This window comes from Streptomyces sp. 3N207 (assembly GCF_052246355.1).
Taxonomy (GTDB): domain Bacteria; phylum Actinomycetota; class Actinomycetes; order Streptomycetales; family Streptomycetaceae; genus Streptomyces.
The window spans coordinates 147,152-171,779 of sequence record NZ_JBQQBV010000016.1 but is presented as its reverse complement, the minus strand read 5'-3'; the positions used below and the strand labels follow the sequence as shown (position 1 = coordinate 171,779).

General features: G+C 68.7%; 18 protein-coding genes and 1 pseudogene. 10 read left to right on the top strand and 9 right to left on the bottom strand.

Annotation, left to right across the window (positions count from 1 at the left end; translation table 11 throughout):
* Positions 1-365: 365 nt before the first annotated feature.
* Positions 366-605, top strand: a complete 240-nt coding sequence (locus ACTWP9_RS24405; protein WP_443248393.1) for a hypothetical protein — start codon at positions 366-368, stop codon at positions 603-605.
* A 1,085-nt stretch (positions 606-1,690) separates the two neighbouring features.
* Here the strand turns inward: ACTWP9_RS24405 and ACTWP9_RS24400 are convergent.
* Together ACTWP9_RS24400 and ACTWP9_RS24395 are read right to left on the bottom strand one after the other, a co-directional pair.
* Positions 1,691-2,635 (bottom strand): hypothetical protein, encoded by a 945-nt coding sequence (locus tag ACTWP9_RS24400; RefSeq protein WP_443248392.1) that lies wholly within the window; start codon positions 2,633-2,635, stop codon positions 1,691-1,693.
* A gap of 746 nt (positions 2,636-3,381) precedes the next feature.
* Entirely contained in the window at positions 3,382-5,475 is a 2,094-nt protein-coding gene (locus ACTWP9_RS24395; protein ID WP_443248391.1) for a WD40 repeat domain-containing protein, read from the bottom strand.
* Between the two features lie 123 nt (positions 5,476-5,598).
* Here ACTWP9_RS24395 and ACTWP9_RS24390 point away from each other — a divergent pair, with 123 nt between their 5' ends.
* Positions 5,599-6,297, top strand: a complete 699-nt coding sequence (locus ACTWP9_RS24390) for a hypothetical protein (protein WP_443248390.1) — start codon at positions 5,599-5,601, stop codon at positions 6,295-6,297.
* A gap of 316 nt (positions 6,298-6,613) precedes the next feature.
* The gene (locus tag ACTWP9_RS24385; protein ID WP_443248389.1) at positions 6,614-6,925 is read left to right on the top strand and encodes a cupin domain-containing protein; all 312 of its coding nucleotides are present in this window, start codon (positions 6,614-6,616) and stop codon (positions 6,923-6,925) included.
* Positions 6,926-6,980: 55 nt separating this feature from the next.
* Here the strand turns inward: ACTWP9_RS24385 and ACTWP9_RS24380 are convergent, their stop codons facing one another.
* The 4 genes from ACTWP9_RS24380 to ACTWP9_RS24365 all read right to left on the bottom strand — a co-directional run bounded on the left by ACTWP9_RS24380 (position 6,981) and on the right by ACTWP9_RS24365 (position 11,518).
* A complete protein-coding gene (locus tag ACTWP9_RS24380; RefSeq protein WP_443248388.1) occupies positions 6,981-7,511 on the bottom strand; it encodes a hypothetical protein in 531 nt (176 codons plus the stop codon).
* Positions 7,512-8,050: 539 nt separating this feature from the next.
* Positions 8,051-8,869, bottom strand: coding sequence for an alpha/beta hydrolase family protein (locus ACTWP9_RS24375; RefSeq protein ID WP_443248387.1), 819 nt, complete (start codon positions 8,867-8,869; stop codon positions 8,051-8,053).
* Between the two features lie 382 nt (positions 8,870-9,251).
* Positions 9,252-10,535: an NAD(P)/FAD-dependent oxidoreductase gene (locus ACTWP9_RS24370; protein WP_443248386.1), complete on the bottom strand. Its 1,284-nt coding sequence runs from the start codon at positions 10,533-10,535 to the stop codon at positions 9,252-9,254.
* A gap of 62 nt (positions 10,536-10,597) precedes the next feature.
* On the bottom strand, positions 10,598-11,518 hold the full coding sequence (locus ACTWP9_RS24365) for an ornithine cyclodeaminase family protein (protein ID WP_443248385.1): 921 nt from the start codon (positions 11,516-11,518) through the stop codon (positions 10,598-10,600).
* A 130-nt stretch (positions 11,519-11,648) separates the two neighbouring features.
* Here ACTWP9_RS24365 and ACTWP9_RS24360 point away from each other — a divergent pair, with 130 nt between their 5' ends.
* The 4 genes from ACTWP9_RS24360 to ACTWP9_RS24345 all read left to right on the top strand — a co-directional run bounded on the left by ACTWP9_RS24360 (position 11,649) and on the right by ACTWP9_RS24345 (position 16,168).
* Positions 11,649-12,341 (top strand): GntR family transcriptional regulator, encoded by a 693-nt coding sequence (locus ACTWP9_RS24360; RefSeq protein WP_443248384.1) that lies wholly within the window; start codon positions 11,649-11,651, stop codon positions 12,339-12,341.
* A 277-nt stretch (positions 12,342-12,618) separates the two neighbouring features.
* Positions 12,619-14,004 carry an MFS transporter gene (locus ACTWP9_RS24355; RefSeq protein ID WP_443248383.1) on the top strand — a complete coding sequence of 462 codons (1,386 nt, stop codon included), beginning with the start codon at positions 12,619-12,621 and terminating at the stop codon, positions 14,002-14,004.
* 798 nt (positions 14,005-14,802) lie between these two features.
* On the top strand, positions 14,803-15,450 hold the full coding sequence (locus ACTWP9_RS24350) for a YceI family protein (RefSeq protein WP_443248382.1): 648 nt from the start codon (positions 14,803-14,805) through the stop codon (positions 15,448-15,450).
* A gap of 289 nt (positions 15,451-15,739) precedes the next feature.
* A complete protein-coding gene (locus ACTWP9_RS24345) occupies positions 15,740-16,168 on the top strand; it encodes a VOC family protein (RefSeq protein WP_443248381.1) in 429 nt (142 codons plus the stop codon).
* Between the two features lie 179 nt (positions 16,169-16,347).
* Here the strand turns inward: ACTWP9_RS24345 and ACTWP9_RS24340 are convergent.
* A pseudogene (locus ACTWP9_RS24340) lies at positions 16,348-16,556 on the bottom strand (ectoine synthase); the annotation flags it as partial.
* 118 nt (positions 16,557-16,674) lie between these two features.
* Entirely contained in the window at positions 16,675-17,334 is a 660-nt protein-coding gene (locus ACTWP9_RS24335) for a hypothetical protein (protein WP_443248380.1), read from the bottom strand.
* Between the two features lie 197 nt (positions 17,335-17,531).
* Here ACTWP9_RS24335 and ACTWP9_RS24330 point away from each other — a divergent pair, with 197 nt between their 5' ends.
* From ACTWP9_RS24330 to ACTWP9_RS24320, 3 genes are all read left to right on the top strand, one after another.
* On the top strand, positions 17,532-18,149 hold the full coding sequence (locus ACTWP9_RS24330; protein ID WP_443248379.1) for a TOPRIM nucleotidyl transferase/hydrolase domain-containing protein: 618 nt from the start codon (positions 17,532-17,534) through the stop codon (positions 18,147-18,149).
* Between the two features lie 268 nt (positions 18,150-18,417).
* A complete protein-coding gene (locus ACTWP9_RS24325; RefSeq protein ID WP_443248378.1) occupies positions 18,418-19,092 on the top strand; it encodes a DUF6338 family protein in 675 nt (224 codons plus the stop codon).
* Positions 19,064-19,255: a hypothetical protein gene (locus tag ACTWP9_RS24320; protein ID WP_443248377.1), complete on the top strand. Its 192-nt coding sequence runs from the start codon at positions 19,064-19,066 to the stop codon at positions 19,253-19,255. Before ACTWP9_RS24325 ends, ACTWP9_RS24320 begins: the two co-directional genes overlap by 29 nt.
* Positions 19,256-19,319: 64 nt before the next feature.
* Here the strand turns inward: ACTWP9_RS24320 and ACTWP9_RS24315 are convergent, their stop codons facing one another.
* Positions 19,320-24,158: a CHAT domain-containing protein gene (locus ACTWP9_RS24315; protein WP_443248376.1), complete on the bottom strand. Its 4,839-nt coding sequence runs from the start codon at positions 24,156-24,158 to the stop codon at positions 19,320-19,322.
* Between the last annotated feature and the right edge of the window lie 470 nt (positions 24,159-24,628).

The window sequence follows — 24,628 nt, the reverse complement described above, 5'->3', positions numbered from 1 at the left end:
CCGCTTCCCTGCGCCACGGGCCTGCACACGCCGTCCGGGGGGACAATACGGGCGCGATCGCAGGCGATGGCCACAATCGGCGGCAGAAGGCTGGTCCTCACGCCGACCCTGTCCGCCCAAGGAGCCGTCACCGCCATCGATCCGGAGGAAACACCGCTGGTCATGTGGTGGAGGCCAGGCTGATGCTTGCTCGGTACGGGCTGCGGCTCGCTGAACTCGCTGCGGCGGCCTGCGCCGTGTCCGGGTCGAGCCCTCGTCGGGAGGGATGCCACGCAGGGTCGCGACGAGGTCGAGGGCGGGCGCCGGCTCACTGGCTCTTCCAAGGTCTTTAGAGTGTTCGTGTCCCAAGTTGAACGGAGCACGACATGCATCGCCTTGCCCTTTTTATCTCCGCCGCCGTTGCAGCCCTTGCCCTCGCAGGATGCGCCCAGGACTTCGACCAAGGCCCCAAAGGGCGAGTCACCGACAAGGTCAAAGACGGAAAGAAGTTCTACCTGGTGGTTGATCCGGCCAATGGAGCCGACCAGAAGAAGTTCCGGGTCAGCAAGTACGACTACCACGACTGCAACCGGGGGTCGAAGTACCCCAAGTGCATTGACGATTAGGTCATCTGCATCGCGCGCTCACGACGCTGCGTCCGCGTCGAAGACGTAGAAGACAGGCGCAGCGACGACGGCCGGAGCTGTTGCCGAGCACGGGCGTGGCCAGGAGACGCGCACCGCGGCCGAGACGGAGAAGCTGCGGAAGGAACTGGTGGCCGCACGTGTGGGCGGCAGCTGAGGCCGAGGCCCGGAGGCGGATGGCGGATGGCGGATGGCGGAGTCGGAGGCAAGGGGGCCTGGGAATTGGCCCAGGCCCCGCGCCGCTCACATGGCGGATCTACAGTTCGCTCGCGGCAGCGACGCCGAGGACGGTGCGATCGGCTGCGTCGACACCGGCCGAGCCTCCCGGACCGCAAGCGGCCAAGCTGTTCCCTGCGGTGGGTCGTCCGCCCTGATCCGGCAGCATGGGGCCCCGAGGCCGTCGTTCGAGCCAAGGACTGACGGGCGGAGACAGAGCGAGCCGAGCGGCCGCGGTGATTTGGGAACAGCGTCCCGCGAAGGCCACCATCCGCTGGCCGCGAACTGCTCGCGGCACACGCCGGGCTGGCCGCCCGCAGCCGGGCAATGCTGACGGGGCCGCCGAGCTGGAGGCGTACCTCCGCAAGCACGGATGAGGCTTCGGTCACCGGCCGAAGAGAACAAGCCTCACCAACGGCTCGATCTCGGCTGACCCTCCACCGATATCGGCCTGGTCTCTGAGCTGTACCTTGGCCCTCGCCGGGGGGCCCTCGGTGCACTGCCCTGTCGAGCAGTCGACGCCCGTGACCAGGCGGCCAGGCCAGAGGTTGAAGAACAACCTCAGAAGCTGCTTGCGAACTCCTCGGCACTCCCCATATCGAATGCCTCATATCGAGTGCCTCATATCGAGTGCGTCTTACGGGAGGGTGTGATGAGCTCCCTGCGACGGAAATTCACGAAGGTTTGTCCGGAACGAACCTGTAGCAGCCATCAGCCGCCCAACAGCCGCTGCATCGTCGGGGAGACCCGGCCGGCCCGATACAGAATGGTTAGTGAGTCGGACGCTTCAGCGGCTCGACCCCCCTTCGCCGAGTATCCGGCCGTACCGGGTCTGCAATCTCGTGGCGTCGTCAGCAGTGTGAGGCAGTTCGCGCCGACCAGTAGGCCAATTGCGCTGCAGTCTGGGCAGTCTGACGGGGGTGAGTGAGCATCCCGTCGAAAGGCCGGAGCATCGCGGGTGCGTTTCCGCACGAGTGAGGCAGCAGCTCGACTTGGCCGATCGGGTCGATCCAGCGCGGTGGTGAGGACAGCGCCATCATCTTGGCCACTGCCTGCTTGCCGATCGCCGGGGAAAGCTCCAACTCGGATTCTGCGTTGAGTGCGTTGTGCGCCCAGTCCTGGTTCTTCCGGTCTCCTTCGATATACGGCCAGAAGCCGGACTCGGGCCGATAGCTGTGGGCGTCACGTTCGGCGATCGCGGCGATCAGGGCGTCGACACCGGGTCTGCTGACGCTTTCGGCGCGGGCACGGGCCAGGAACCAACCTGCCGAGGCGTTGACATTCGGCACGCACCGCCGCGAGTCGTATCGGGAATCGCTATACGCGAGACAAACGCCCGGACCTCCTGTGACACGGGGCATTTTCAGCAGGGAGTCGACCAGCCGGACGATCTCCTCGCGGGGAACTCGGCCTTCCCGGTACCCATCCAGCATGACTCGGCCGGCATGCCCGGAGACGCTGACCGTATAGGTGGTTGTCCGAGGATTGACCGTCCCGTCCGAGAAGGCGTCCCAGGCGTAGTTGAGGCCGTACCCGCCGCTGTCCAGCCGCTGGCCGTACACCTTGCCCAGATACCTCTTGACCTCGGGATTCTCCCAGCCCCGCCGCTCTGCGACGGCTCCGGCGAGGAACGCGTACGTGAGCACGCCCTCCTTGCCATTGTCGAGCCGCTTGGTGAGCGCGATCGCCTTGTCCGCACGCCGCTCCCACTCGGGTTCCGGCGATTGCTGCCTTTCCCATGCGACTCCCGCCCCCACCAGGAGGACCAAAGCTGCAGCAACGACCCATGCACTCACGCGTGTTCGGCCCCATCGCGGGCGCCACGGGACCGAACGGAGTCGGCCGATCATTCGGAGCCTCCTTCAGTACGGTCCCTTCACCGCCGGAATGCAGACAGCACTCCACACAGCTGCCGGGCCCATCACCGCACACGCGGTTTCCCGTACAACGGTGGACACCTCCTGAGGTTAGGTCGTGCGTCCGGCAAGGAAGCACCGTTGTTTCTGGTGTGTGAGGGTGAACGAGCCCAGGCCGCACGGACCAGACATCGTGACCTGACAATGAGCTGATCCCGGTTTCGCGGAGTCCCTGAAAGCAAGTTTATGAGCCTGGCCCGAGAAGTGCTTCTTTCCTGCCACGTACAAGATTCTCGGCAAGCCCGATCGTTGCAGATCAGGAGCGCTTCTCGCCTTATGTGGTCACCGCTCGGACAGCCCCGCCCGTAAAAGCCCGAGGTTAACGAGGTTCTTGATGCACATGCCTGCCTGACGAGTTCCGTTGGTTGGTCAGGCACGTCGGGAACGTGAGAACTCGGCGGCCACCGGATCCGGATCTACCGCAACTTCGGATGCTCCTGGCTCCACTGCTCAGCGGGCCCCTGTGCCCCTGCTGCTCTGCGTGACCGGCGAGCCCGACCACGGAGGCGGCATACAGCTTCCATGTGCTGGAAGACGAGGCATGGAGCGGGTCCGTATGCCACTACGCGACCACCGCCTCGTGCAAGAGACGCCGCAATGCCCATCACCGAGGAATACGCGACACCTCAACGTGCGAGCCCACCAGTCGCAGTGGCCTTGAGCTGCTCGGCGATCTTCTCGTCGATGCAGTCGGCGAGCCGAATCTCGTACGCGGTGTACTCGCACACCTCGCCGTCTTCCTCGTACGTCCTGATGCCGTCGCCGAAGCGGCGCCGCACCGCCTCAAGCGCCGGTCCGACCTCGCGGGAGGCCATCAGAGCCGCGGGAGGCATGCCCAGCAGCACATCCAGCAGAAGGCTGAAGCCTTCCGTCTCGTCGTCCTCGCCGTTCTCGCCGACCTCGCCGTTCTCGTTGTCCTCACCGCTATCGTCGTCCTCATCGTTCTCGCCGTGGACGACGAGGTCAGCCCGCCGCCGGATCTCGGCGGCGATCGTGTCGGCCGTCTCCGGGAGGCCGATCGCCTGAAGGGTCACCTCCGCCTGGTGCCGGGTGTCCCGGTAGATCTCCTCGTCCTCCAGCACGGCCAGCAGGGTCGGTGTCGTGGGCGCCGCAGCCGCACCGGCCTGTCTGAGGGCGTGCAGCAGCCGGTACTTGGTCGACTCGTCACGGAACCAGTGCTCGGTGTCTTGCCGGGTCGGGAAGGGAAGCGCGCGGAGCGCCGCGTGCACCGCCGGGACCGCGACTGCGCCCCGTTCGCCCAAGGTGGCCGAGGTCAGCACACCGAGGAAGTTGCCGATCCCGGGCAAGCTCGCGATGAGTTCCTCCGTCGTGGACTCGTCCTTGCCTGTGAAGTACGCCAGCAACCGCCCGGCGGAACCGTGGCCGTCATGACGAGCGAACATCCGGTAGAAGGCGGTGGTGGCCGCGTTCTCGTCGATCTCCGCCAGTGCGATCGCTGCGGCCTCGCGGGCCGCCGGGTCCGCACCGTTCACGGTCAGCGTCGCCAGCGCGTCCACCGCCGTCGCGCGCCAGGCTTTGTCGAGGTCGCCCAAGGTCAGTTCACGGACTGCGGCCAGGCTCGCCGGGCCGTCGTCCCAGTGGTTGCGGATGTCGTCGAGCAGGGTCTCCACGTCACCACCGTCCATCACACAGGAGGGGCGACCGACGCGTTGCGGCACGAGTCCGGCGTGGCCGGACCAGTGGAGAACGTGGACCTGGCCGCCGCGCCCGCCGATCAGCCAGCACCGCCCGTCGGGCGTACCGGCCACCTGGGTCAGCTCCCGGGGGCCGGCGGGCGTGGGGGGTGTGAAGCGGCCGACGGGCCCACGGCCGTGCAGCCGCCACAGCGCGGCCGTTCCATCCTGGGAAACCGACATCACCAGGTCGGTGCCGGTGGCGAGCGCCAAAGCCCGGATACGGCCGCCATGCGCCTGAACGCGTCCGAGGCAGCGTCCCGAGCGGGCATCCCACCACGACAGCGAACCGTCCCGCCCGCCGAGCACCACCAGCGGCCGGTCCGGATGGGCCGCGATCGCCGTCGGCCGGGCGGGCGGAGCGAACGCGGTCACCGCCGCCCCGGTCTCCGCGTCGAGAACGACCACCCGGCCGCGCCTCGGGGACACCACGAGCCGCCACCCGTCACAACAGCGGGTCAGCCGCTGATCCGCCGCATCGCGTCCGCCGACGTCCCACACGGGCCGGGCGTCGTCATAGGTGTCTCCGGGCGGCCGTCGCCATGCCTCGATCCGGCCCTTGTCACTGCTCACGACGATCAGACCGGAGCCGGTGCGCCCCAATGCCATCGGGGAGTCCGACTTGATGCGGCCGTAGAGGGGACCGAAGAGGCCCAGCCAGCGCAGGTCTCCACACTGCCTGAGCACGGCCTCCTGGTCGGAGGAGGTGAGGAGCCGCCCGCCGTCCCAGGGGAGCTGCCGCCATTCCAGGGCCTCCGTCGTCACCGTCCACAGCGAGACCGATGGGCCCGCGGTCAGCAACGTGGGCCGCTTGGCGTCGCCGATGAACGCGGCGTTCTCCACAGGCCCGTCGTGCAGCCCTCCCATATAGCCGGTCAGCAGGCCATGGCGCAGATCCCACAGCCGGATCTCGCCGGAGCGCGCGCCAGTCGCCCCGAGCCGTCCGTCCCGGGAGACCGCGACCGCGGTGACGGCATCACCATGGTCCTCCGACACCCCGATGTAGAGATCATCTTCGTCGCGCATCCCCAAGGAGTAGCACTTTGGGGCGTGTCCGGCGACTCGAAATCCCTCACGACAGCGGTGTGCCCTGACGACGCCCCCGTCCTGCTCGGCTGTGACAGGCTTGCTCGGTCAGTGTGCCGGGCCGTGCGCCGTGTTCCGGCCCTGCCGACGGGGGAGTTGGATGTGGCGGAACTGCTGGGGCGGGCGCTCGGTGCAATGATCGGGGCTCTTCTGGCCTGGGGCGGCTTGAGTCTGGCGTACGAACCGTTTCAGGAGCGGGTGCACTATCCGCAAGCGCCCTGGTGCGCCGAGCGGGATGGACAGGAGTCACCGCACGGCTGTCTGCGTCGTACCCAAGGCCGCGTCGTCGCGAAGGACCGGCCGCAGACCGGCCCGACGCCGCGTCTGCGGTGGGCCTCGGGCGCCGAGAAGACCTACGACGTGGAAGGTTCCATTCCGCCCTGCCACGACGACGCTCGGCGCGGGTCCCGTGCCGACATGGTGACTTGGCACGGAAAGCTGATGCGCGTCACCGTGCGCGGGAAGACCTGCGAAGTGGCGCCGAACGGGGGCTCGACGCTGGTGCTGAGCCTGCTGTTGGCGTGGGCGGGTCTCGGGCTGGCCCTGGCGTGCATGCTGTGGCACGGGCGGAGCCCGGGGGGAACGGCACCGATGGTGCGGCCCGTTGCGTGGATGGGGATGGGGCTGTGCGCCTACTTTCCGGGCATCCGCATCGTCACCGAGGAGAGTCAGTGGTGGGTGTGGGCCCTGTGCCTGCCGCCCGCACTGACGTGCTTCGGCCTCCTCCTCAACCCTCTGAACCCGCGCAAGTCGGCGTACTGAGCGGAGCGGTGGACCAGTCACCCCGACACCTGCCCTGTCCGACAGGTGCGGCAGCCCTCACTGTTGGCGCCCGTGAGATCTCCGCGAGCCACACCAAGATCGTTCCGCAGCCACAGCCACACCCCGGCACTTCACACAGCCCCTCCCCCTGCCTTTCGGACAAGGCGGAAAGGGCAGTTGGGAAGTTTTACCGAACGGTCGACCAGCAGTCCGCCACCGTGTCGTAGCGTCACTCCATCCCTTGATCACGATCGCGGGCGTCTTTCCCGGCGGCTCATTCAGCCCTACGGCCAGGCGGCCCGCCAGGAGGCATGCCATGAACGTCATCGACATAGAGTGCACGGCCGCAGAACTGCCCGGCGCCTGGAGCTCGCTCCTGCTCTGGCAGGGCGGGGACACCGGGGTGAAGGTGCTACGGATGGACGGACGCCCCATGGAACCGGAATCCCATGACACAGCGGAAGTACTGCTGGTCGTAGACGGTGCACTGCAGTTGGTAGCCGGTGGCATCGAGGTCGAGGTGCGCGCGGGAGAGCTGTACGTCGTCGAGGCGGGAGTAGAGCATGCCGTACGCCCTGGCAGCCAGGGCACGCTCGTCATCATCGAGCACTTTGCAAACGCGGCCTGAGCGTATCTGGCAAAGGGAGCCTCGGCAGGCCGACGGCGGAGGAACGGGAGAGAGGTTATTCCTCGAACCAGACTGTCAGGCGGACGTTGTTGTCACCGTGGATGCCGGCGAGAGAGCGCATGACGACCCATACCGGTTGCCATGGCCCGTCAGCAGGGACAGCGTCCCGCCGCCGGTCGCGTTCGGCGCGGAAGACGGTGGTGCCGACGTCCCATTCCGTGCCCTCGTCCCACAGTTCGCCGACGCGGTCGGGCTCGACGGTCAGGGTGTCGACACCACTGGCCCTTGCGAAACCGCGGCTCCAGTCGTACCGGTGCTTCAGCTCCAGCGTGCCGTCCGGCTGCCTCCGGTAGCGGGCGATGCTGGTTGCTCGGGGAATCGCCGGCTCGTCCCAGTCGATGGCGCAGATTTCGTCCCAGCCGATCCACGTGGCGCCGAACGCCTCCTCACCCAACGAGGCGTGTTCGGTCCGGGCTGTCTCCGACACGTCAGCCGGCAGGCCACGGTCGGCTGCGACGGGCCGCCAATGACCGCTGAAGTCACGGACCCCGAAGAGGCAGGCGAAGGCGCAGTAGTCCCTCGTCATCCCGAGCATTGACAAGCTGATGGCTGGATACCAAGCCCTCTCCCCGACGCTGAGCCCGGCGCCCCAGGTGCGGCACTCCACGAATCCCCGAATGTCTGTCCCCACAGGCTGATTGTGTCGCGACGTCACCGACCTCCGTACATCCGATGGCCCGGCGGTAGGCGGGGACTCGATCGCATTGCCCGGTAGGGGTGAGTGGCGGATGGGCTGGGGAGGATCGCGCACCGTTGCCACCGCCGGTGAATGGCGTGGTCGTCCATGACGTGGTCAGGGGCAGGTCACCTCCGCGTTGGCGAAGCTGTGAGCGATACGCGGTCGCCGGCGTTGTGTCACCAGCAGCGGGGGGCCTCCCTCGCGTGGCAGTACGCGGCACAAGCCGCGCTGAGCGCGCCACCACTTCTCCCAGCAGTTGTTGTAGCCGCCCTTGGCCTGCATATGCCTGCATACCGGGCACGCATGTGCACCACCCGGAGGGGCCGTTGACTTGGTGGCCGGTCGGCACTTGGGCTCGTCGCCGCGATGCAGGTCACCGGCAATGCTCAGGCTGCATCCGCGAGGTGGCGTCGGAACCATGTGGTCAGTCCGGCGTCCACCTCGCGGGCCGGTGGCAGCTGCGGCGCGGGCTCGATGCCGGGCTCGTCGGCGAGGGGATGCGCCAGCCCAGGGATCGACAGCAGCTCGGACCGCTCCCCCAGCGCGTCCACGAGGTCGAACGCGTCGGTACGCAGCGCCGGGTGATCCAGTTCGCCGCTGACGACCAGCAGCGGCGCGCGACCGGCGATATCGCCCGCCTTGGTGACGAAATCCAGGCCGTCGACGACCTTCTTGGACGCGGCGTCATAGTGGTAGTCGCCCGGGAACAGATCGACGACCGACCGCATCCGGATGGCGCCGTTCACAACGGCACCGGCGAAGACCGGAATCTCGGTGCCGGCAAGAATCCGCAGCGCCACAGCCCCACCCAGCGAGCCGCCGAGCACGCCGATCGGGCCGTCAGCGACCGGCAGTTGGGCGCGAATCGACTCCAGTGCGGCCGGGAACTCCTCGGCCGCCTGTCGAACGAACGGGAAAAGGAAGGACATCAGAGGGTCCTTCTGGAACAGCTCCACAATCGCGTCCGTGCTGCCGTCGACCATGCGTGCCCCGCACATCGGCATGCCAAGGTGCACCCGCCACGCGGGCAGGTCGTTCATCGGCAACGCGGCAGCAAACGCGGCGTTCGACCTCGGCGCGTCCATCATGTGCCAGGTGACGATCAGCGGCGCGGGGCGGTCGCCCGCCGGTGCGGGGCCGTCGCCGGCCGGCGGCAACGCGGTGAACGGCACGCCGGCGGCTGTGCCCGTGATCGGTGAGCGCATGCGGCCACGGTAGGTCTGCGGCCGCATGCCGGAAACCGGTTTTGCCGCCAGCAAAATGTGCGCGGCAGGTGACCGGCCTTGCCAAGAAGGGCCGCCCGCCGAAGCTGCGGGCGGACGGCCGGGCGGCAGGCCCTTGAGCTTGGCGTGCCAGCCACTTGAGCGTCGGCACCTTCGACGTCAGCCCGTACCGTGCCTCTCGAAGCGCGGCGCAGGCCGTCGGCCGACGTATGCATCGACGTCGGCCCGAAGACGGCCCGCCCCCTTACTGGCCGCTGCGTCCGGCGATCCCCCTACCGACACACCCACCGGCCACCACCCCACAGACATCGCCGGACCGGCACGGTCAGCCTCCCCCGTAGGCCACGGGAGGGCGTACGCCATCTCAGCCGTCTGCCGTGGTGTGACCACGCCGTGAGGCAAAGCGTTGCGGGGTGAAGGCGTGGGCTGGGTGGGCGCTGCCGGAAGTCTGGTGAGCGCCTTTGATCTGTGCGGAGACGAGTTCCGCCGTCATCGGGGCCAGGGTCACTCCGAGCATGCAGTGTCCGCTCGCGACGAGGATGTTGTCCTTGCCCGGCAGTGGCCCGATGACCGGCAGCCCGTCAGGCGTCATCGGACGCAGTCCCGTCCAGCCACGCGGCTGCGACCCCGGCGGGAAGCTCGGCAGGAACTCGTGGACGGAGCGGACGATGCCCCGTAGGCGATGCTGGTCGATGGTCGAGTCGGAGCTGCCGAACTCCATCGTCCCGGCAAACCGCAGCCGGTCCGACAGCGGTGTGACGGCCACCTTCCCTTCACCGAGGTACACCGAGTGCCGCAGTGTCACCGAGCCACTGGTGTCGTCGAATCCGTATCCCTTGCCGGGCTGAATGGGCAGGGGGAATCCGGCCAGCCGCGACAGCGTGCCGGTGTGCACCCCCGCCGCCAGGACGAACACATCGCCGCTGATCTCCTCACCTCCGGCGAGGAGTGAAGTCACCACCCCGCCCCGGGAACGGATGCCGGTGACCGGTCTGTTGTGCAGGAATCGGACACCGAGTTCTCGGCAGCGGTCTTCCAGGCCCTTGACGAGGCTCGCGGGATCCACGTGTCGTTCCTGAGGACATTGCAGGCCCGCCCGCACATGACTGCCGAGCGCCGGTTCCAGATCCCTGAGCTCGTCGCCCGAGAGGGGCTCCGCGGTGTGGCCGATCCGCTCAAGTGACTCTGCTTCCGTCTGGTACCGCCGCATGGCCTCCCCGGTGTGGAAGACCATGAGCTGGCCTGTGCGGTGGTACTCGAACTCCACGCCGTCCTTCTCGTACTCGTCGAAGAGGGCGACGGTTCGTTCGTTCAGGGAGACGAGGGCTTCGACACCGTGATGGAAGTCCTGGGGATTGCAGTGGCGCAGCATGCTCAGCATGAAGCGCACATGCTCGGGGCGCAGGGAGGGCCGGATATACAGGGGACTGTCCTTGCGCGCCATCCACCGCAGGGCCTGGCCGAGCATTCCGGGTGCGGGGACGGGAGCCGACATGATCGGAACGATCCACCCGGCGTTGTGGGCGGACGCTCCGGTGTCGCCGCGGGTCGCGTCCACGATGGTGACGGCCAGGCCGTCGCGTGCGAGCCGGTGGGCGGTGGCAAGTCCGATCACGCCGGCGCCGACGATCACCGCGCTGTCTGTCATCGTTTTCCTCCTGCGGTCGAGCTGGTACGGCCCGTGGGAGGGCCGGGATCATGGCAGCCGGGTCAGGGGAGGAACTTCCCGGCCAGCAGGTGGGCGACGGCCCAGTCCTGTATGGCGACACCGACGGTCTTGAACACCGTCCGTTTGCCATGGTCCGTGGAGGTGGCGGTCAGAGCGGCGCCGAGCTCCGTGAGGGCGTTCTCGGTGATGGCCCCGGTTTCGAGAGCGTGGATGATCTCGCCGGACTCCTTGAGGACGGCGTCAAGCTCGTCGATGACGACGGTGCTGTTGGCGAGCAGTTCGTCGGGCAGTTCACGCATGGTGGGGCGGTAGGCGCCGATGGCGTTGACGTGCACCTGCGCGGGCAGTGCCGAATCCGTGAAGAGCGGGCTGGTCGCATTGGTCGCGCAGCAGACGATCTCCGCTTCCTGAACGGCGGACTCCGCGTCGGCCGCCGTGTGGAGTTCCGCTCCCGCCAGCTCGGGTTCGAGTGTCTCGACGAGGGCCTTGGCGCGCCGCGGGTCGGCGTCCACGACGGTCAGCCGGCGCAGCGGTCGGACCGCGTGGACGGCGCGGACCTGGTCGGGGGCCTGTCCTCCCGCACCGATCACGGTCAGCCGTCCGGCCTCGGGCGCGGCGAGGAGATCCGTGGCGACGCCGACCGCCGCGCCTGTACGCAGGGTCGTCACCGCTCCGGCATCGGCGACCAGGTGGTCCAGACGGCCGGTCTCGCTCCAGACGACGGTGCCCGCGATTGCGGGGTTGCGCTCGAAGTTCACGCTCAAGGTCTTGATCATGGCGGACGCGGTGGACCGGTGATGAGCAGACATCACCAGGAACCGCCCGTCCCGTAGCGCGGTACGGGTCGGCATCTCGAACTCCCCGCGAGCGAGATCGACGAAGCCGCGCCGTACGGCATCGATCGCCTCGCGCATGGTCACGGCCTCGCGGATCTCGCGCTCACCGAGGGTGATGGTCTTCATGGCACTCCGCTTCCTCGCAGGACCTTCCTCGACTGCCTCGTAGGGAAGGATGGCGAGTAAGGTATTACACCTCAGCAAGCCTCACAAGGCCGTCGTCGACGGTCCAGGTGTTCCGTGTTATGCATAAGGCGTGACCACTTCGCGCCCGTCAGCCATGTCTGCCCATAGCCCGCAGCTCAAGTCGGTGAGCCTCCGGGAGCAGGCGCGGGAGGCGGTGCGGACCCAGATCGTGCTGGGGCAGATCGAGCCGGGGCAGGTGGAGAGCGCCATCAACGTGGCTGCAGCGCTCGGCGTGTCGGTCACCCCGGTCCGGGAAGCGATCATGGATCTCGCCAATCTCGGCGTGGTCGAGATCATCCGCAATCGCGGGTTCCGGGTGCCGGTCCTCACCGACCACGACCTCGACGAGATCTTCCGCATCCGCACGATGCTGGAGGCCCAGGCCATGGCCGACGTCGTCCAGACCCTGGACGGGGAGCCCGTACCGCAGTTCCGGCGGCTCGCCGAGCAGATCACTGACGCCGCACGCGAAGGAGACCTCGTCTCTTTCCTCGACCGGGACCGGCAGTTCCACCTCGGCCTGCTCGAACTGCTGGGCAACCGCCGTCTTGTGGAGATAGTCGGCCAGCTGCGCGATCAGGCCCGTATGCAGGGCCTGCAGAAGCTTGCGGACCAGGGCGAGCTGACCCGGTCCGGCGAGGAGCACATCGCCATCGTGGACGCGATCGAGTCGGGGGACTGCGAGCTGGCCGCCGAACTGATGCGCAAGCACCTCGCCCACAGCCGCGGGATCTGGGCCGGCCGGACAGAGGGCGACTCCTGAGGTCCTGAGCCGAGCAATGTCTCCGCCGGGGCCTTGACAGTAGGCCGCAATCGGCCAATCCTCTGCGTACAGCGGTAAGGCATTACACATCACACCGCAGGCGGGCCGCATCTCGTCTTCGACGCATCGAAGCCCGTCCCCGAACCCCTACTCCCCGAATCCCGAAAGCGGCATCTTCGGCAGAAGCACACTCTCGCCGACGAGTGAGGTATTACACCTCACATGCCGCCGCGTGGGCGGCCCTGTCCAGGTCGCCGACGGACACCAAGGAGGACCTGTGAGCAGTTCCCTCATCGATGACGCTCGCTTCCGGCCGTTCCACAGAAAGATGTTCGCGCTCACTGCCGGGGGTCAGTTCCTCGACGGTTACCTGCTCAGCATCGTGGGCGTGGTCGTCCTGGGAATGAGCCAGGACCTCGGCATGTCGGCGAGCCAGGAGGGCCTGATCGGCGCATCGGCGCTGGTCGGCCTCTTCGTGGGCGGCCTGATCTTCGGACGTGTGACGGACCGTATCGGCCGGCAGTTGCTCTTCACGCTCCACTTCGCCGTGATCGCAGCGGCCTCGATCGCGTCCATGTTCGTGAACGATCCGACGCTGATGGTCGCCCTGCGATTCATTATCGGAGTCGCGCTCGGCGCCGACTACGCCATCGGCAGCGCCCTGCTGTCGGAGTGGCTCCCGACCGCTCAGCGGGGCCGTGTCATGGGGATGCTCATCATGGCCTGGTTCGTGGGGGCCACGGCCGCGTACGTGGTCGGCTACACGCTTATCAATGTCGTGGATTCCGGGGCCTGGCGCTGGGCCCTGGGCAGTGCGGCGATACCCGCTGTCGCATTCATCATCGCGCGTATAGGGACGCCGGAGTCGCCCCGCTGGCTCGCCAGCTGCGGTCGCGTGGAAGAGGCACGGGCCGTACTCACCCGCGTGTACGGGAAGGAAGCCACCCCGGAGGCGATCGAATCCCTGGTGGACGACGAAACCGCGCACGGCCTGGGCTTCACCGAGGTCTTCCGTGGCGAGTACCTCAAGCGCACGGCCTTCGTCGGCCTGTTCTGGCTGCTGCAGATCGTTCCGCTGTTCGCGATCTACTCCTTCGGCCCGACGATCCTGAGCGCGTTCGGGATGTCCGGCAGCAGCGAGTCGATCATCGGCTCAGCGCTGATCAGCATGCTCTTCCTGATCGGGTGCGTCCCCGCACTGCGCCTCATCGACACGTTGGGGCGGCGCCCCCTCATCGTCTGGTCCTTCGCCCTGATGGTCCTCCCCCTCGCCGTTCTGGGGCTGGCGCCGGCAGCGCCCGTCGCCGTCGTTCTGGCGTGCTTCTGCGCCTACGCCCTGTTCTCCGGCGGCCCGAGCATCCTTGAATTCATCTACCCCACGGAGCTGTTCCCGACAGAGGTGCGCGCGACCGCGGTCGGAGTCGGCACGGCCGTCAGCCGGATCGGTGCTGCCATCGGGACCTATCTCCTGCCCGTCGGGCTGGACCGTATCGGCGTCGGTCCCACCATGTTGATCATGGCTGTGATCACCCTGCTGGGATTCGCGGTCTGCCTCACCATGGCCCCCGAGACCCGCGGGCGCCGGTTGGCGGAGGCCAGCAGCGTCGCCGCGTCGCCCGGCTCGACACCGGTCGATCAGCCCGCCGGCGCCGTCGTCCGGTGAACCCGGCCCTCGCGGTCACCGCCGGTCGACGGCACCGGGAACACGCCTGCTGAGACAGTGTTCGCCGCCCCCGTCCACGTCCTGGTCACCAGCCAGATCACGGCCGGACACACCGCTCAGCCAGGTGCGGGGAACACCTCACGCTGACGCGTGGTGAAGAGTCAGCGCGCCGTGTGTGGCTTCGGAGTCGGCGAAGAGCGTGATGAGGCTGGTGGCCAGGATCGTCTTTCCCGGCACAACGCATGGCACCCCGCGTGGTGTCACCGTCCGCACAGATTCAGTTGCGCTTTTGAGGCACATACGCGAGCCGAAGTCAGGAACGCCTGCGGAAAGTGTTGGTGATGTCATCCGCGAACGCATCGCCTGAAGCAACTACCGCAAGTGGCCGGAGGGGTACGGTACTTACGCACGGTTGAGATGGGCGACTCAGCGCAATGGGTCGGCATGGAGAAGCGAGCTCCCAGGAGCCGCAATTCTTGTCCTGTTTCTGGCGGCCGACGGCGGACGAACTCGTGTCCCACGCAGGGAAGGTGGGCCACGGTGGCGGTCGTCGCTGAGCGCGCAGGCAAAGGGATCAGGCTACGGCGTTTTTGATACGACCAGCCTTCAGCCGTGTCCGCGGGCTTTGCCGCTTTCGCGACTCCGGAAGAACTAGGTAGATCATGTGAAGGTTCCGAGAGGTTCCGAGTGGGGCAACTACACGAACACGGCCCAAAGGGGTTCTTATCCGGAGCTAGGTCACGGCGATTGGTGGTGCAGCATTGCCTGACTGCCCATCATCGAGTCGCCAGGTGAAGCATGAAACTGTTCAGACGTGGCATGTCACCCCGCCCTTCCCAGACCCGCCCTGCCGCGTACGGTGAAGCCAACCCCGGTACGGGCGTGGTGGATCCGGCCCTGCAGGAGCTCACCGGGGAATGGATCATCGACCCCGCGCACAGCCGGATCGGTTTCTCTGTACGCCATGCCATGGTGACCACGGTGCGCGGGTCTTTCACCGAGTACCAGAGTCGCCTTTTCTTCGACGGCCACGACCCGTCCCGCTCCCGGGCGGAGGTTGTCGTATCCACGGCCAGTGTCGACACGGGGGTGGGGCAGCGGGACGCCCACCTGGTCAGCCGTGATTTCTTCGACTCCGCCAACTACCCCCGCATGCAGTTCGTCAGCACAGCCGTGCAGTTCGCCGGGAGCGATGTGTACCGCATGACGGGGGACCTCACGATCAAGGACGTGACCCGGCCCGTCGTACTGGAGATGGCCTACATAGGCCATGTGCTGGATCCCTTCGGCTACCAGCGCGCAGGTTTCGACGGCACGACCACCATCGATCGCTCCGACTGGGGCCTTACGTACAACAGCCAACTGGCCGAGGGCGGCTCGATGGTCAGCGAAAAGGTACGCCTGCAATTCGACATAGCCGCGATCCGGAACGCCCCTGCCGGCTGAGCGCGCGAACGACGACTTGCGGAACCACCGTGCTGACGCCGCCGCCTGCGAACGCTTGACCCGGGACGAACCGAATCCGAAGGAAGCGTTCCTGGCTGTGCCTCCGGCCGGCGCGGTGGAATCGAGTAGTCGCATGAGGATCCGATGGGCTCCGCCGCCAGGTTCGCGTCGTTCTCGGTAGACCGGCCGGTGTGTTCGCTTGGTGTCCCGCCTGGCCCAGGGCGCGACGGCGTTGCGGGCTGATCCACCTGGGGAATGAGCGGCAAAGTGCCCTTGGTAAGGTGCGCCGATGTCAGCGATCCGGAAGTTCCAAGTCACCTTTGACTGCGCGGAACCTGAGCGCCTCGCTCGTTTCTGGTGCGAGGTGTTGGGGTACGTCGTACCGCCGCCACCGGAGGGGTTTGCAACTTGGGAGGATTTCAAGCGCTCGCAGCCACCTGAGCAGCGGGATTCATGGTTCGCCTGCAGTGATCCCTCAGGTGTGGGCCCGCGACTGTACTTCCAGCGCGTCCCCGAAGGAAAGGCCGCCAAGAACCGGCTGCATCTTGATGTGCGGGTCGGCACCGGTCTTGTGGGGGAAGAGCGCCTCGCCGCACTCGAGGCCGAATGCGCACGACTGGTCCCGCTCGGCGCGGTACACGTGCGAACGCTGTATGACGGCAATGATTCGTGCATCCCGATGCTGGACATCGAGGGCAACGAGTTCTGTATCGACTGAGCATTCTCCGAGCCGGAGAGGTGGGAGCCGCCTCTCTTGGGCCTCTCTGGTACCCGTATGGGGCGGGCGTTGTCCCATGAGGGGCGAGGTTGTGCAGCCGGGCGATTGCACGTTGCAGGATGGCTCCGACGCCGTGATCAGACCAGGCACGGCAAGACGCAGCCGTTCGGTCCCCCCCCCGGGTTGAACACGCAGACCGCGCGGAACCGGTGTGGGCGCGCAGGGTGTGACGCTGGTGTTCGTCTACCAGGTACATCACGCCGGGCTCTAGGCGGTGTTTTTCACCGGTCTCGTCGTTGACGAGTTCGCCCTGGCCCTCGATGGCGTAGACGGCCTCGAAGTGGTTGGCGTACCACATCTTGATCTCGGTGCCCGCGTGCACCACGGTGCCTGCACCCGGCTCGTCGTCGCGGTGGGCCGACCGGTGCCCGGCAATCGCAACGACCGGCAAGGCATGAGGAGTTGTCCGGTACACGAGGGACACCGTCGGCCGCACCGGCCTTCGCTCACAGCACGTCCATCAGGTGGCGCTGGGTGTGGGCGTATGCCTCCTGCGCGTTGAGTGTCCCTACATCCACGGTCAGAACGTGCCATGGGGTCTGTGCGAGGAGCCGACGTGTCAGGTCCGCTTCGAAACGGAGGTGAGCGGCGGCCGACGAGAGGTTGTGAACAGCCCGAGTGCCAGGAGAGCCGGCGAGTTTCTGCACGTACCAGTCTTCCCAGGCATTGCCTTCTCGCTCGATTGCACGTCCCAGTGCCATCTCCGGATCGTCGTGGACGTACACCACGGTGACCTCGGCGGGCTCCACAGCCCGGGACAACTCTTCCATCACGTGGACGAGGGTCCCCTCGTCATGGCCCCATGCCACAAGGGACGGAATGAAGGGCAGAAGGGCATCCGTCACCAGATAGTCCTTGCCCGCCGCGAGTGACTCCGTGACGTAGGCGCGAGTGCACTCGACCAGGGTCGCAGGCCGGACGGTGGCAGCCCCGCCGGCGAACTCTTCAGCCACGGGCCGGAAGGCCGGCCGTTTGAGAATGTCAGCCTCCTCGAAGTGATCGACCGATGCACCGGCGCTGGTAAGCCACTCGGCCACCGCACGGCACAGGGTGGACTTTCCGACTCCGGGGCTACTCCCGATGACGGAGATGAGGTGCATAGTCATGGCGGCAGTCTCGCACCGCGCGCAGTCCTACTCCGCGGTGAGTCCCGCCAGTTGATGACCGTTGCGGCGCCGCAGACGAAAGCGAGACGTGTTCCGGTTTGTGTGTGGGCGGCGGCGAAGCGGAGGGCGTCGGGCATGTCGATCGGGGCCGTCGAATATTGCGTGCCGTGTCGTCGGTGGAGGTGCAGACTCGCTCCATGGCGGAGATGCAGGCATTCCGGGATGCGGTCAGTGGCTGGGCGAACGGCGGGTCCGGCGGGCCCGCGAGTGATCTGGCTGGACGACTGGGGGTGCGGACGGCGGTGCTGCTGGAGGGGCCGAGCGACCTCGCGGCCGTTGAGACGCTGGCCGCACGGCGTGGCCGGGATCTGGCTGCCGAGCGGGTGTGCGTCGTGCCGATGGGCGGGGCGATGAGCGTCGGCCTCTACGCCGGCCTCCTCGGACCGCCCGGCCTCGGCCTGCGCCTGGCAGGACTGTGCGACGAGCGCGAGCAGCGCTTCTACGACCGCGGCCTGAAGCGGGCACGGGCACCGCACCAGGGCTTCTTCGTGTGCGTGACGGACCTGGAGGACGAGCTCATCCGCGCGCTGGGCACAGAAAGAGTCGAGGAGATCGTCCGAACTGAAGGCGACCTTCGTGCCTGGCAGACCTTCCTGCACCAGCCCGCACACCACGGTCGGCCCCGGCAGCAGCAGTTGCGGCGCTTCCTCGGCACGAAGAAGGGCCGCAAGATCCGCTACGGGCGCCTCCTTGTCGAGGCCCTTGACCCCGAACAGGTACCGACCCCCCTCGACGCTCTCCTCGCAAGTCTGTGACCGACGCACCAAGGTCGTCGGTCGACCCCAGCGAATCAGCAGTGATCAACGGCAAACTTGTCACCCGTCAGGGGATTCCCCGCGGCCCGACCGCCTTTGAGCGCGGCAGGCGCCCGAGCGGGTTGCGCGGTTCGGACGTCGTGGCGTCGGCGTCGCCGACTTTCCACTCACCCGTGACGCGGGCCTTGCCATACGTCATCCTGAGGCACGTCATTCTGAGGCGGCAGCAATACGGCTGACGCACTGAGCACGGGGGTGCAGCACCACCATGGTTCCCGGGACGGTGCAGCAGTTGACCATCCTGCTGATCCTCGTGCTGCCCGGCGTGTTCTACCAGGCCGTACGGGAGCGGCTGCGCGGCGCCCTCGCCGGTGAGCAGGAGCCGCAGAACCGGCTGGTGCGGGCGATCGCCGCCGGGGCCCTGCTCGATGCCCTCTACGCGGTGGCTGCGGGGCCGTGGCTGGTGCGGCTGCTGGCCGGGGGTGGGGACGGGCCCATCGCCGGGGTGCTGGGGCAGCCTCGCCGAGCGGGGCTCGCCGCGCTGCTCCTGATCGTTGCCGTACCGTCCGGGCTGGCCTGGGTGGAGGCGGTGTGGCGGAGGCGGCACGCACGGGCGCGGTACGAGCCGATGCCGACCGCCTGGGACGCCCTCTTCCACGACCGTGGGTCCTGCTTCATACGGGTGCGTCTCAAGAGCGGTCTGTGGGTGGCCGGTTGGCTTGGTTCGCGGTCGGCCGTATCAGCGTATCCGCAGCAAGGGGACCTCTATCTCCAGGCTCAGTACCGTGTGGGGTCCGACGGCAGGTTCCTCGGAAAAGTGCCCGGTACCGCGGGCGTGTACGTGCGGGCGAGCGACGTAGAGGTGCTGGAGGTGCTGCTGCCGCCGTCGGCGCCGGCAGCGGAGGGAGAAGTCGATGACGGAGGATCGAGCGGCGAGCAGTGACGCGGACTTGGCGGCGCTGGTCGAGGAGTTCTCGATACGCAAGACCTATCGGCCCCGTGATGGCATGGCCGAGCCCGACGAGGTGCCGCCGGGGCCTTCCGGTACGGCGATGGGAGAGGCAGCGTCGCCCGTCGACGGGGCCGAGGAGCCGCCGGAGTCGTGAGCGTGGGCCGGTGAGGCTCCGGGGGTGTGAGGCTGTGTGACCCGCCGCAAGGAACCGCCCCGTCTCAAGGGCCTGTGTGGATGTGCGCCGCCCACAGGTGCGGCGCCTGCGCGTAGCGATCGCGCAGGGATCTGACCGGGCGGTGCAGGGCCGCGGCCGGATCGATGGGGCGGCCCAGGGAGACGTCCTCGGCGAGTGAGGCGTAGAACTCCTCGGTGACGCGGATTGCCAGCTTGTCGGAGATGGTCCACAAGGTGCCGATCACATGTGGGTATCCGGCAAGTTGGAAGGACGAGGTCAGCTGTACCGCCTCGTCGGGCAGCGTGACGCCGCCCCGGGATGTGGAGCAGGCGGACAGCACGGCGAGTTCCGGGCTTCTCGGGCGCTGCGCGGCGGCGGCGAACGCGGTGAACCGTCCGTCGTGCAGGATCAGACCGCTCTGCGACGGGCTGAGCAGCTCGCTGACGCCGTGGCAGCTGAAGTGGACCCAGGGGTGGGCCTCCAGCGCCTGGCCGACGGCTTCCACCGTGGCGTCGGACCCGGTCAACTGCCGTCCCGCGGGGAACAGTTCCGCGAGCAGCGCGGCCTCCTGCGAGGCGCCGGGCAACCGGGTCGCCCCGGGCGTCTCGGCGAGCGCAACGACCAGCGGGGAGGGGCGCGCGGGAGCGCCGGTGGCGAGCCCGCCGCGTGCCCGGGCCAAGGCACGTACGGTCGGTGTGTACGAGGAGACGGCGCGGTCGAGGACCCAGGTGCCGGAGTCCGGCGCGCCGCGCCCGGCCGCGTGCAGCGGCAGGAAGGACAGCCAGCCGGTGGGGCACCACCACAGCCGGGGCCAGGGGTCGCCGTCGCGTAGTACGGCGTCCAGTCCGAGCCGGTCGAGCACGGGTGCGGCCACCGTGTCCCACAACCAGCCCAGCGTCTCGGATAGCGCACGCATCGTGGCGACCGCGTTGTCCACTCCGTTCCCGCCGTACGCCTCGTCGATCCCGTCGATGAACTTCTCCGCCCGCGACAGGGCGGCGTCGGGGGTGAGGTCGGGCAGAGGGACCACGTCGATCCCGGCGTCGGGGGTCACGACGAGAGCGTCACACCGGTAGTCACTGACGTTGACGACCACGACCGGACCGTCGGCGGCGGCCGTGACCAGTTCCGGTACGGAGGGCGGGCGCAGGAATCCGGCGAGGCCGGGCAACGTCCGGATCTCGTCGAGGAGTTGGTCCCGGCGCCGGGCCAGGTTGTGCCGGGCCTCGGCGATCACGCCCGCCTCATGCGCGTCGTAGGGCGGGGCGGCCGTGCCGACGGCTTCGGTGCGCAGCGCCGGGGAGAGCCGGGGCGGGGCGCTCAACTCGTCGCGGATCCGCTCGAACTCGGCTGCGAGGGCGGGGGCGAGGTCACGCAGCCGCGACACGTCGGCGCGGTTCTCCAGGCCCTGGGCGAGCAGCACTCCTCTTCCTTGTTCCAGCAGCGCGAGGGCGCGGCCCGGTGCGCCCTCGTCGAGCGCCAGCGCGGCGGCGTCGCTCGCCAGGCCCGCGCTGATACGCAGCCGCGCCTCCTGGTCGGCGCGGGCGAGGTCACGCGGGGCGACGCTGGGCAGCAGGCCGACGGCGTATGCGTACCCGTCCAAGGCGTCGGCGTGGTGGCCCGCTTTTGCCGCGGCCTCGCCCCAGGCACGCGCGGCCAGGAGACGGGACGTGCTGGGGGCGACCGGATTGTGCGCGGAGCTGCGTGCGGTACGGGCCGCCTCCACCAGGTCGACCTGTTCGCCCAGCGCGGCACGGCCCAGTTGCGCCTGGGCCAGGAGCCACTGCGCCTGGGCATGGTTCGGGTGGTCGTCGGGCATTCCGGCGAGGGATTCCCGGGCGGCCGTGACCGCCCGGTGCAGCGCCTGCCGGGCCACGGCCCCTGTGGTCTCCTCCGCCAGGTCGGCGGCGGTGAGACAGGCAGTCGCCAGGTTGAGCAGGGCGAAGGAACGCGAGGGGTGATGCTCGTCGAGTCCGGCCACCACCTCTTCGAGTACTCGCCGGGCTTCACCGGCGATGTGCGGGTCCGCGTCCAGCCGGGCCCGGCTGCCCAGTACGACACCCAGGTTGATGGCGGCCAGCTCGGACCCCAGGTGCTCGCCGTGCTCCATGGCCATCGCTTCACGCAGGAGCGCAGCAGCTTCGTCGGCGGCGGACACGTCGCCGACGGTCTCGTACCAGCCGCGCAGCGCTTCGGCGAGGTTGTTCAGGTGCAGGGAACGTTCCATGGCCGTCGGCGGGCTGTCCTGCACCGCGCGGCGCAGCACCGTCACGGCCTCGGCCAGCCAGACGCGGTTGCCGGTGACCCGCGCGCGGTCCATGAGGGCGCCGCCCAGGTTGGTGAGCGCCAGGCCGAGGCGTGCTTTGGACACGTTGCTCACGGCCTCGCGCAGCGTGCCGATGGCGGAGTCCATGAGGGTTTCGTCGCCGCTGTCGACGGCCCGGCACCACTGGGCGTAGCCGAGGCCCGTGAGGATGACGCCCCGCTCGGCGGATGCGGGCTGTATGGCTGCCAGGGCTGCGCGGTAGTGCTCCATGGCCTCGTCGCTGTGCCTGATGTCGCGGTGGTGGCGGTAGTGGTCCGCCAGGCTGTTCGCGAGGCTGAGCAGGGCTATGGGGGTGAGCGGTCCCGCCGATGTGGCGACTGCCTCCCGATGGCATCGGACGGACTCCTCCAGCGCAGCGGGGTCGCCGGTGAAGCGGGTGAGGGTGCGCAGGGCGTCGCCGAGGGAGCTGAGGCAGCCGGACCGGCCGGGCCAGTCCTCGTCGGTTGCGGCCACGGCCGCCCGCAGCACCTCGACGGCCTCCTTCAGCAGCTCCGGGTCGGCGCGGAACTCGGCGACAGCCAGCAGGGCTTCGCCCAGGGCGCCGAGCCGGTTCCCGCGGTGGTTGTCGTTGGCCGAGGTCATGGCGACGGCTTCGCGGTGACTGGCCATCGCCTCGGCGAAGAGTTCGACATCGGCGGTGCGCTGGGCGAGTTTCGCCAGCGCTGTACCGAGGTTCGTGCGGCGCAGGGCGCCTTCGGCTGCGCGGGTGTGCGGGACGCGCGTCACCGCCTCGCGCAGGAACCGCACCGCTTCCTCGTACAGGTCGACGCCGCTCGTCGCGTCGCCCCGCTCCATGAGGGCTACGGCGTACGTCGAGCAACATTCGCGGAGCCGCGGATCATCGGGCGGAAGCAGGTCGAGCGCGCGGAGCATCTCATCGGCACCTTGCTGCCAGGCGTCGCCCTGCGCACCGGCGCGGCGGGCCAGCGCCGCTCCGAGTTCGAAGCGCGCGGTGGCCTCGAAGTCGCTGTTGGGGGGCGGCAGAGCGAGGCACTTGTGGAAGCAGTCGACAGCCTCGTCCACGTCGTCGTCGGAGCCGGCAGCTCTGCCCGAGGTCTCAAGACAGCGCCCGAGCGCCAGCAGGACCCGGGCGCGCTCCGCGGACCGGGCCGGTACCTCCCGGGCGAGGCCACGCAGCAGCGTGATCGGCTCGTTCAGTTCCTCGGAGGCGTACGGATGCAGTACGAGGGCGCGCTGGGTCGCGTACCGCACAATGGTGCGCTGCCGAACCAGGTCGGCGAGTTCGGTGCTGTTGTTCACCCGGCGGCGCAGATCGTCGGCCGGTACGGACTCCACGGCGCGGCGGGCGTGGACAACAGCTTCGTCCAGGTCGGTGAGGCTGCCCGTCACCGCGTACCGCGAGCCCAGCACACGGGCGAGAACCATGTGCGCCTGGGCAAGCACCGGATGCCCGGGCGGTGCGCCCTCAAGGGCGTCGCAAGCGGTTGCGTACGCGTCGTCCAGGGCACCCGGATGGTCGGTTCGCGACGTGCGCCCGTCCAACAGCAGGCCGAGGTTGGTGAGGTACACGGTGCGCTCGACGGGGTTGGGGGCCTTATCGGCGGCCCTGCGGCAGGCGGCGATGCCCTCCTCGTACAGCTCGGCACCGTCGCCGCTCTCCATGGCCCGTGTGATCAGGGCGACGCCCAGGTCGGAGAGGAACGAGGCGCGGTGGGGCAGAACGACGTCCGGCTCCGACACGGCGGCGCGGAGCAGGTCGATGCCCTCGGAGAGGAGCGCGGGATCAGCCAGATCGCCGGCGGCGCGGCACAACGCCGAACCGAGGGTGGCGCTGTGCTGCGCGCGCAGCGGGTTGTTCCACGTACACAGCTCCAACGCCTCCCGCAGTTGGGCAACCGCCTCCCGCATCGCGTCGCTGCTCGCGCTCGCCTGGGCCCAGTGGCTGAGCGTGTACCCCAAGTTGCCGTGCCTGCGGGCCTGTTCGTCCCGGGGACCAGGTGCGCACACCACGGCGGCGCGGCCGATGTCGACAGCTTCGCCGAGCACGTGGCGTCCCGCGCCGTCCTGGAATGCGTAGAGGAGGACGATTCCGAGGTCCGACAGACAGCAGCCCTGCTCCATGCTGCCCGCGCCGAAACCGGCGACGGCGTGCCGCAGCAGGGTCTCGGCCATGGGCAGGGTTCCGGGATGGCGTCTCTGCTGGAACACCAGCGTCACCCCGACGCCACCGTCGTACGCGAAACCTGGCTCCGTCGCGGCACCGTCGGGCTCGCCGGACAACGTGGCGAACAGCGGGCGCAGCCCGGGCGGCACCTGTCCGGGATCCTGTTCATGGATCCCGGCGAACCAGAGCACCGCGGTACCGAGCGCCCCTTGATCGGTCTCGCCTCCCGCGAGATAGCGGCACCAGTCGGCGTGACCGAGCGCCAGGACCCCGAGGCCCCACACCTTCCCGTCGGACCGGACGATGCCGCCGCGCACCTCGTCGGCCGCCGCCACGGCCTCCGGCCCGAGGAACCACTCCAGAGCGCCGGGCTCGGCGTCCGCACGCCCGGCCTGGTGGAGGATACGGCGCGCGGCGTCTTCGGGCCTCACACAGAGGTCCGGCCGCGGATGGTCATGCGGCGCCGCGCAGCGGGTACAGCGGGTGGGAGGCAGGCGGGGTCGTCCGTACCGAGCGGGTCGTCGGCCGCGAGGTTCCGGCGTGCGCCTGAGCTCGTCCATCGGCCCGGCGCAGAGCCCGAGGCGGTCCCAGCCTTGTCCCCATCACGCCGGGCGGAGTTCACCGTCTGCGTCATCGCCCCTCCGGTCGACTTGCGCTGGCCCTGCGCACCCCCACTCGCGCTCCCCGCGTGCGGGGAACACCAGTAGTCCACCCAACTTACCGATTCCGCGGCCTACTTGAGCGCGGGTCCCCGACATCCTTGCAGCCACGCCGATGGGACGAGGCCAGGACGGCGGGGTGGTGCTTGCCGATCCATCGGCCCGGCCGCCCACTCGCCGAGTACGAACTCAGCGAGCGGGTGCGTGCCGGCTTGGGCTGCGGGCCCTGTCGATGAGTAACG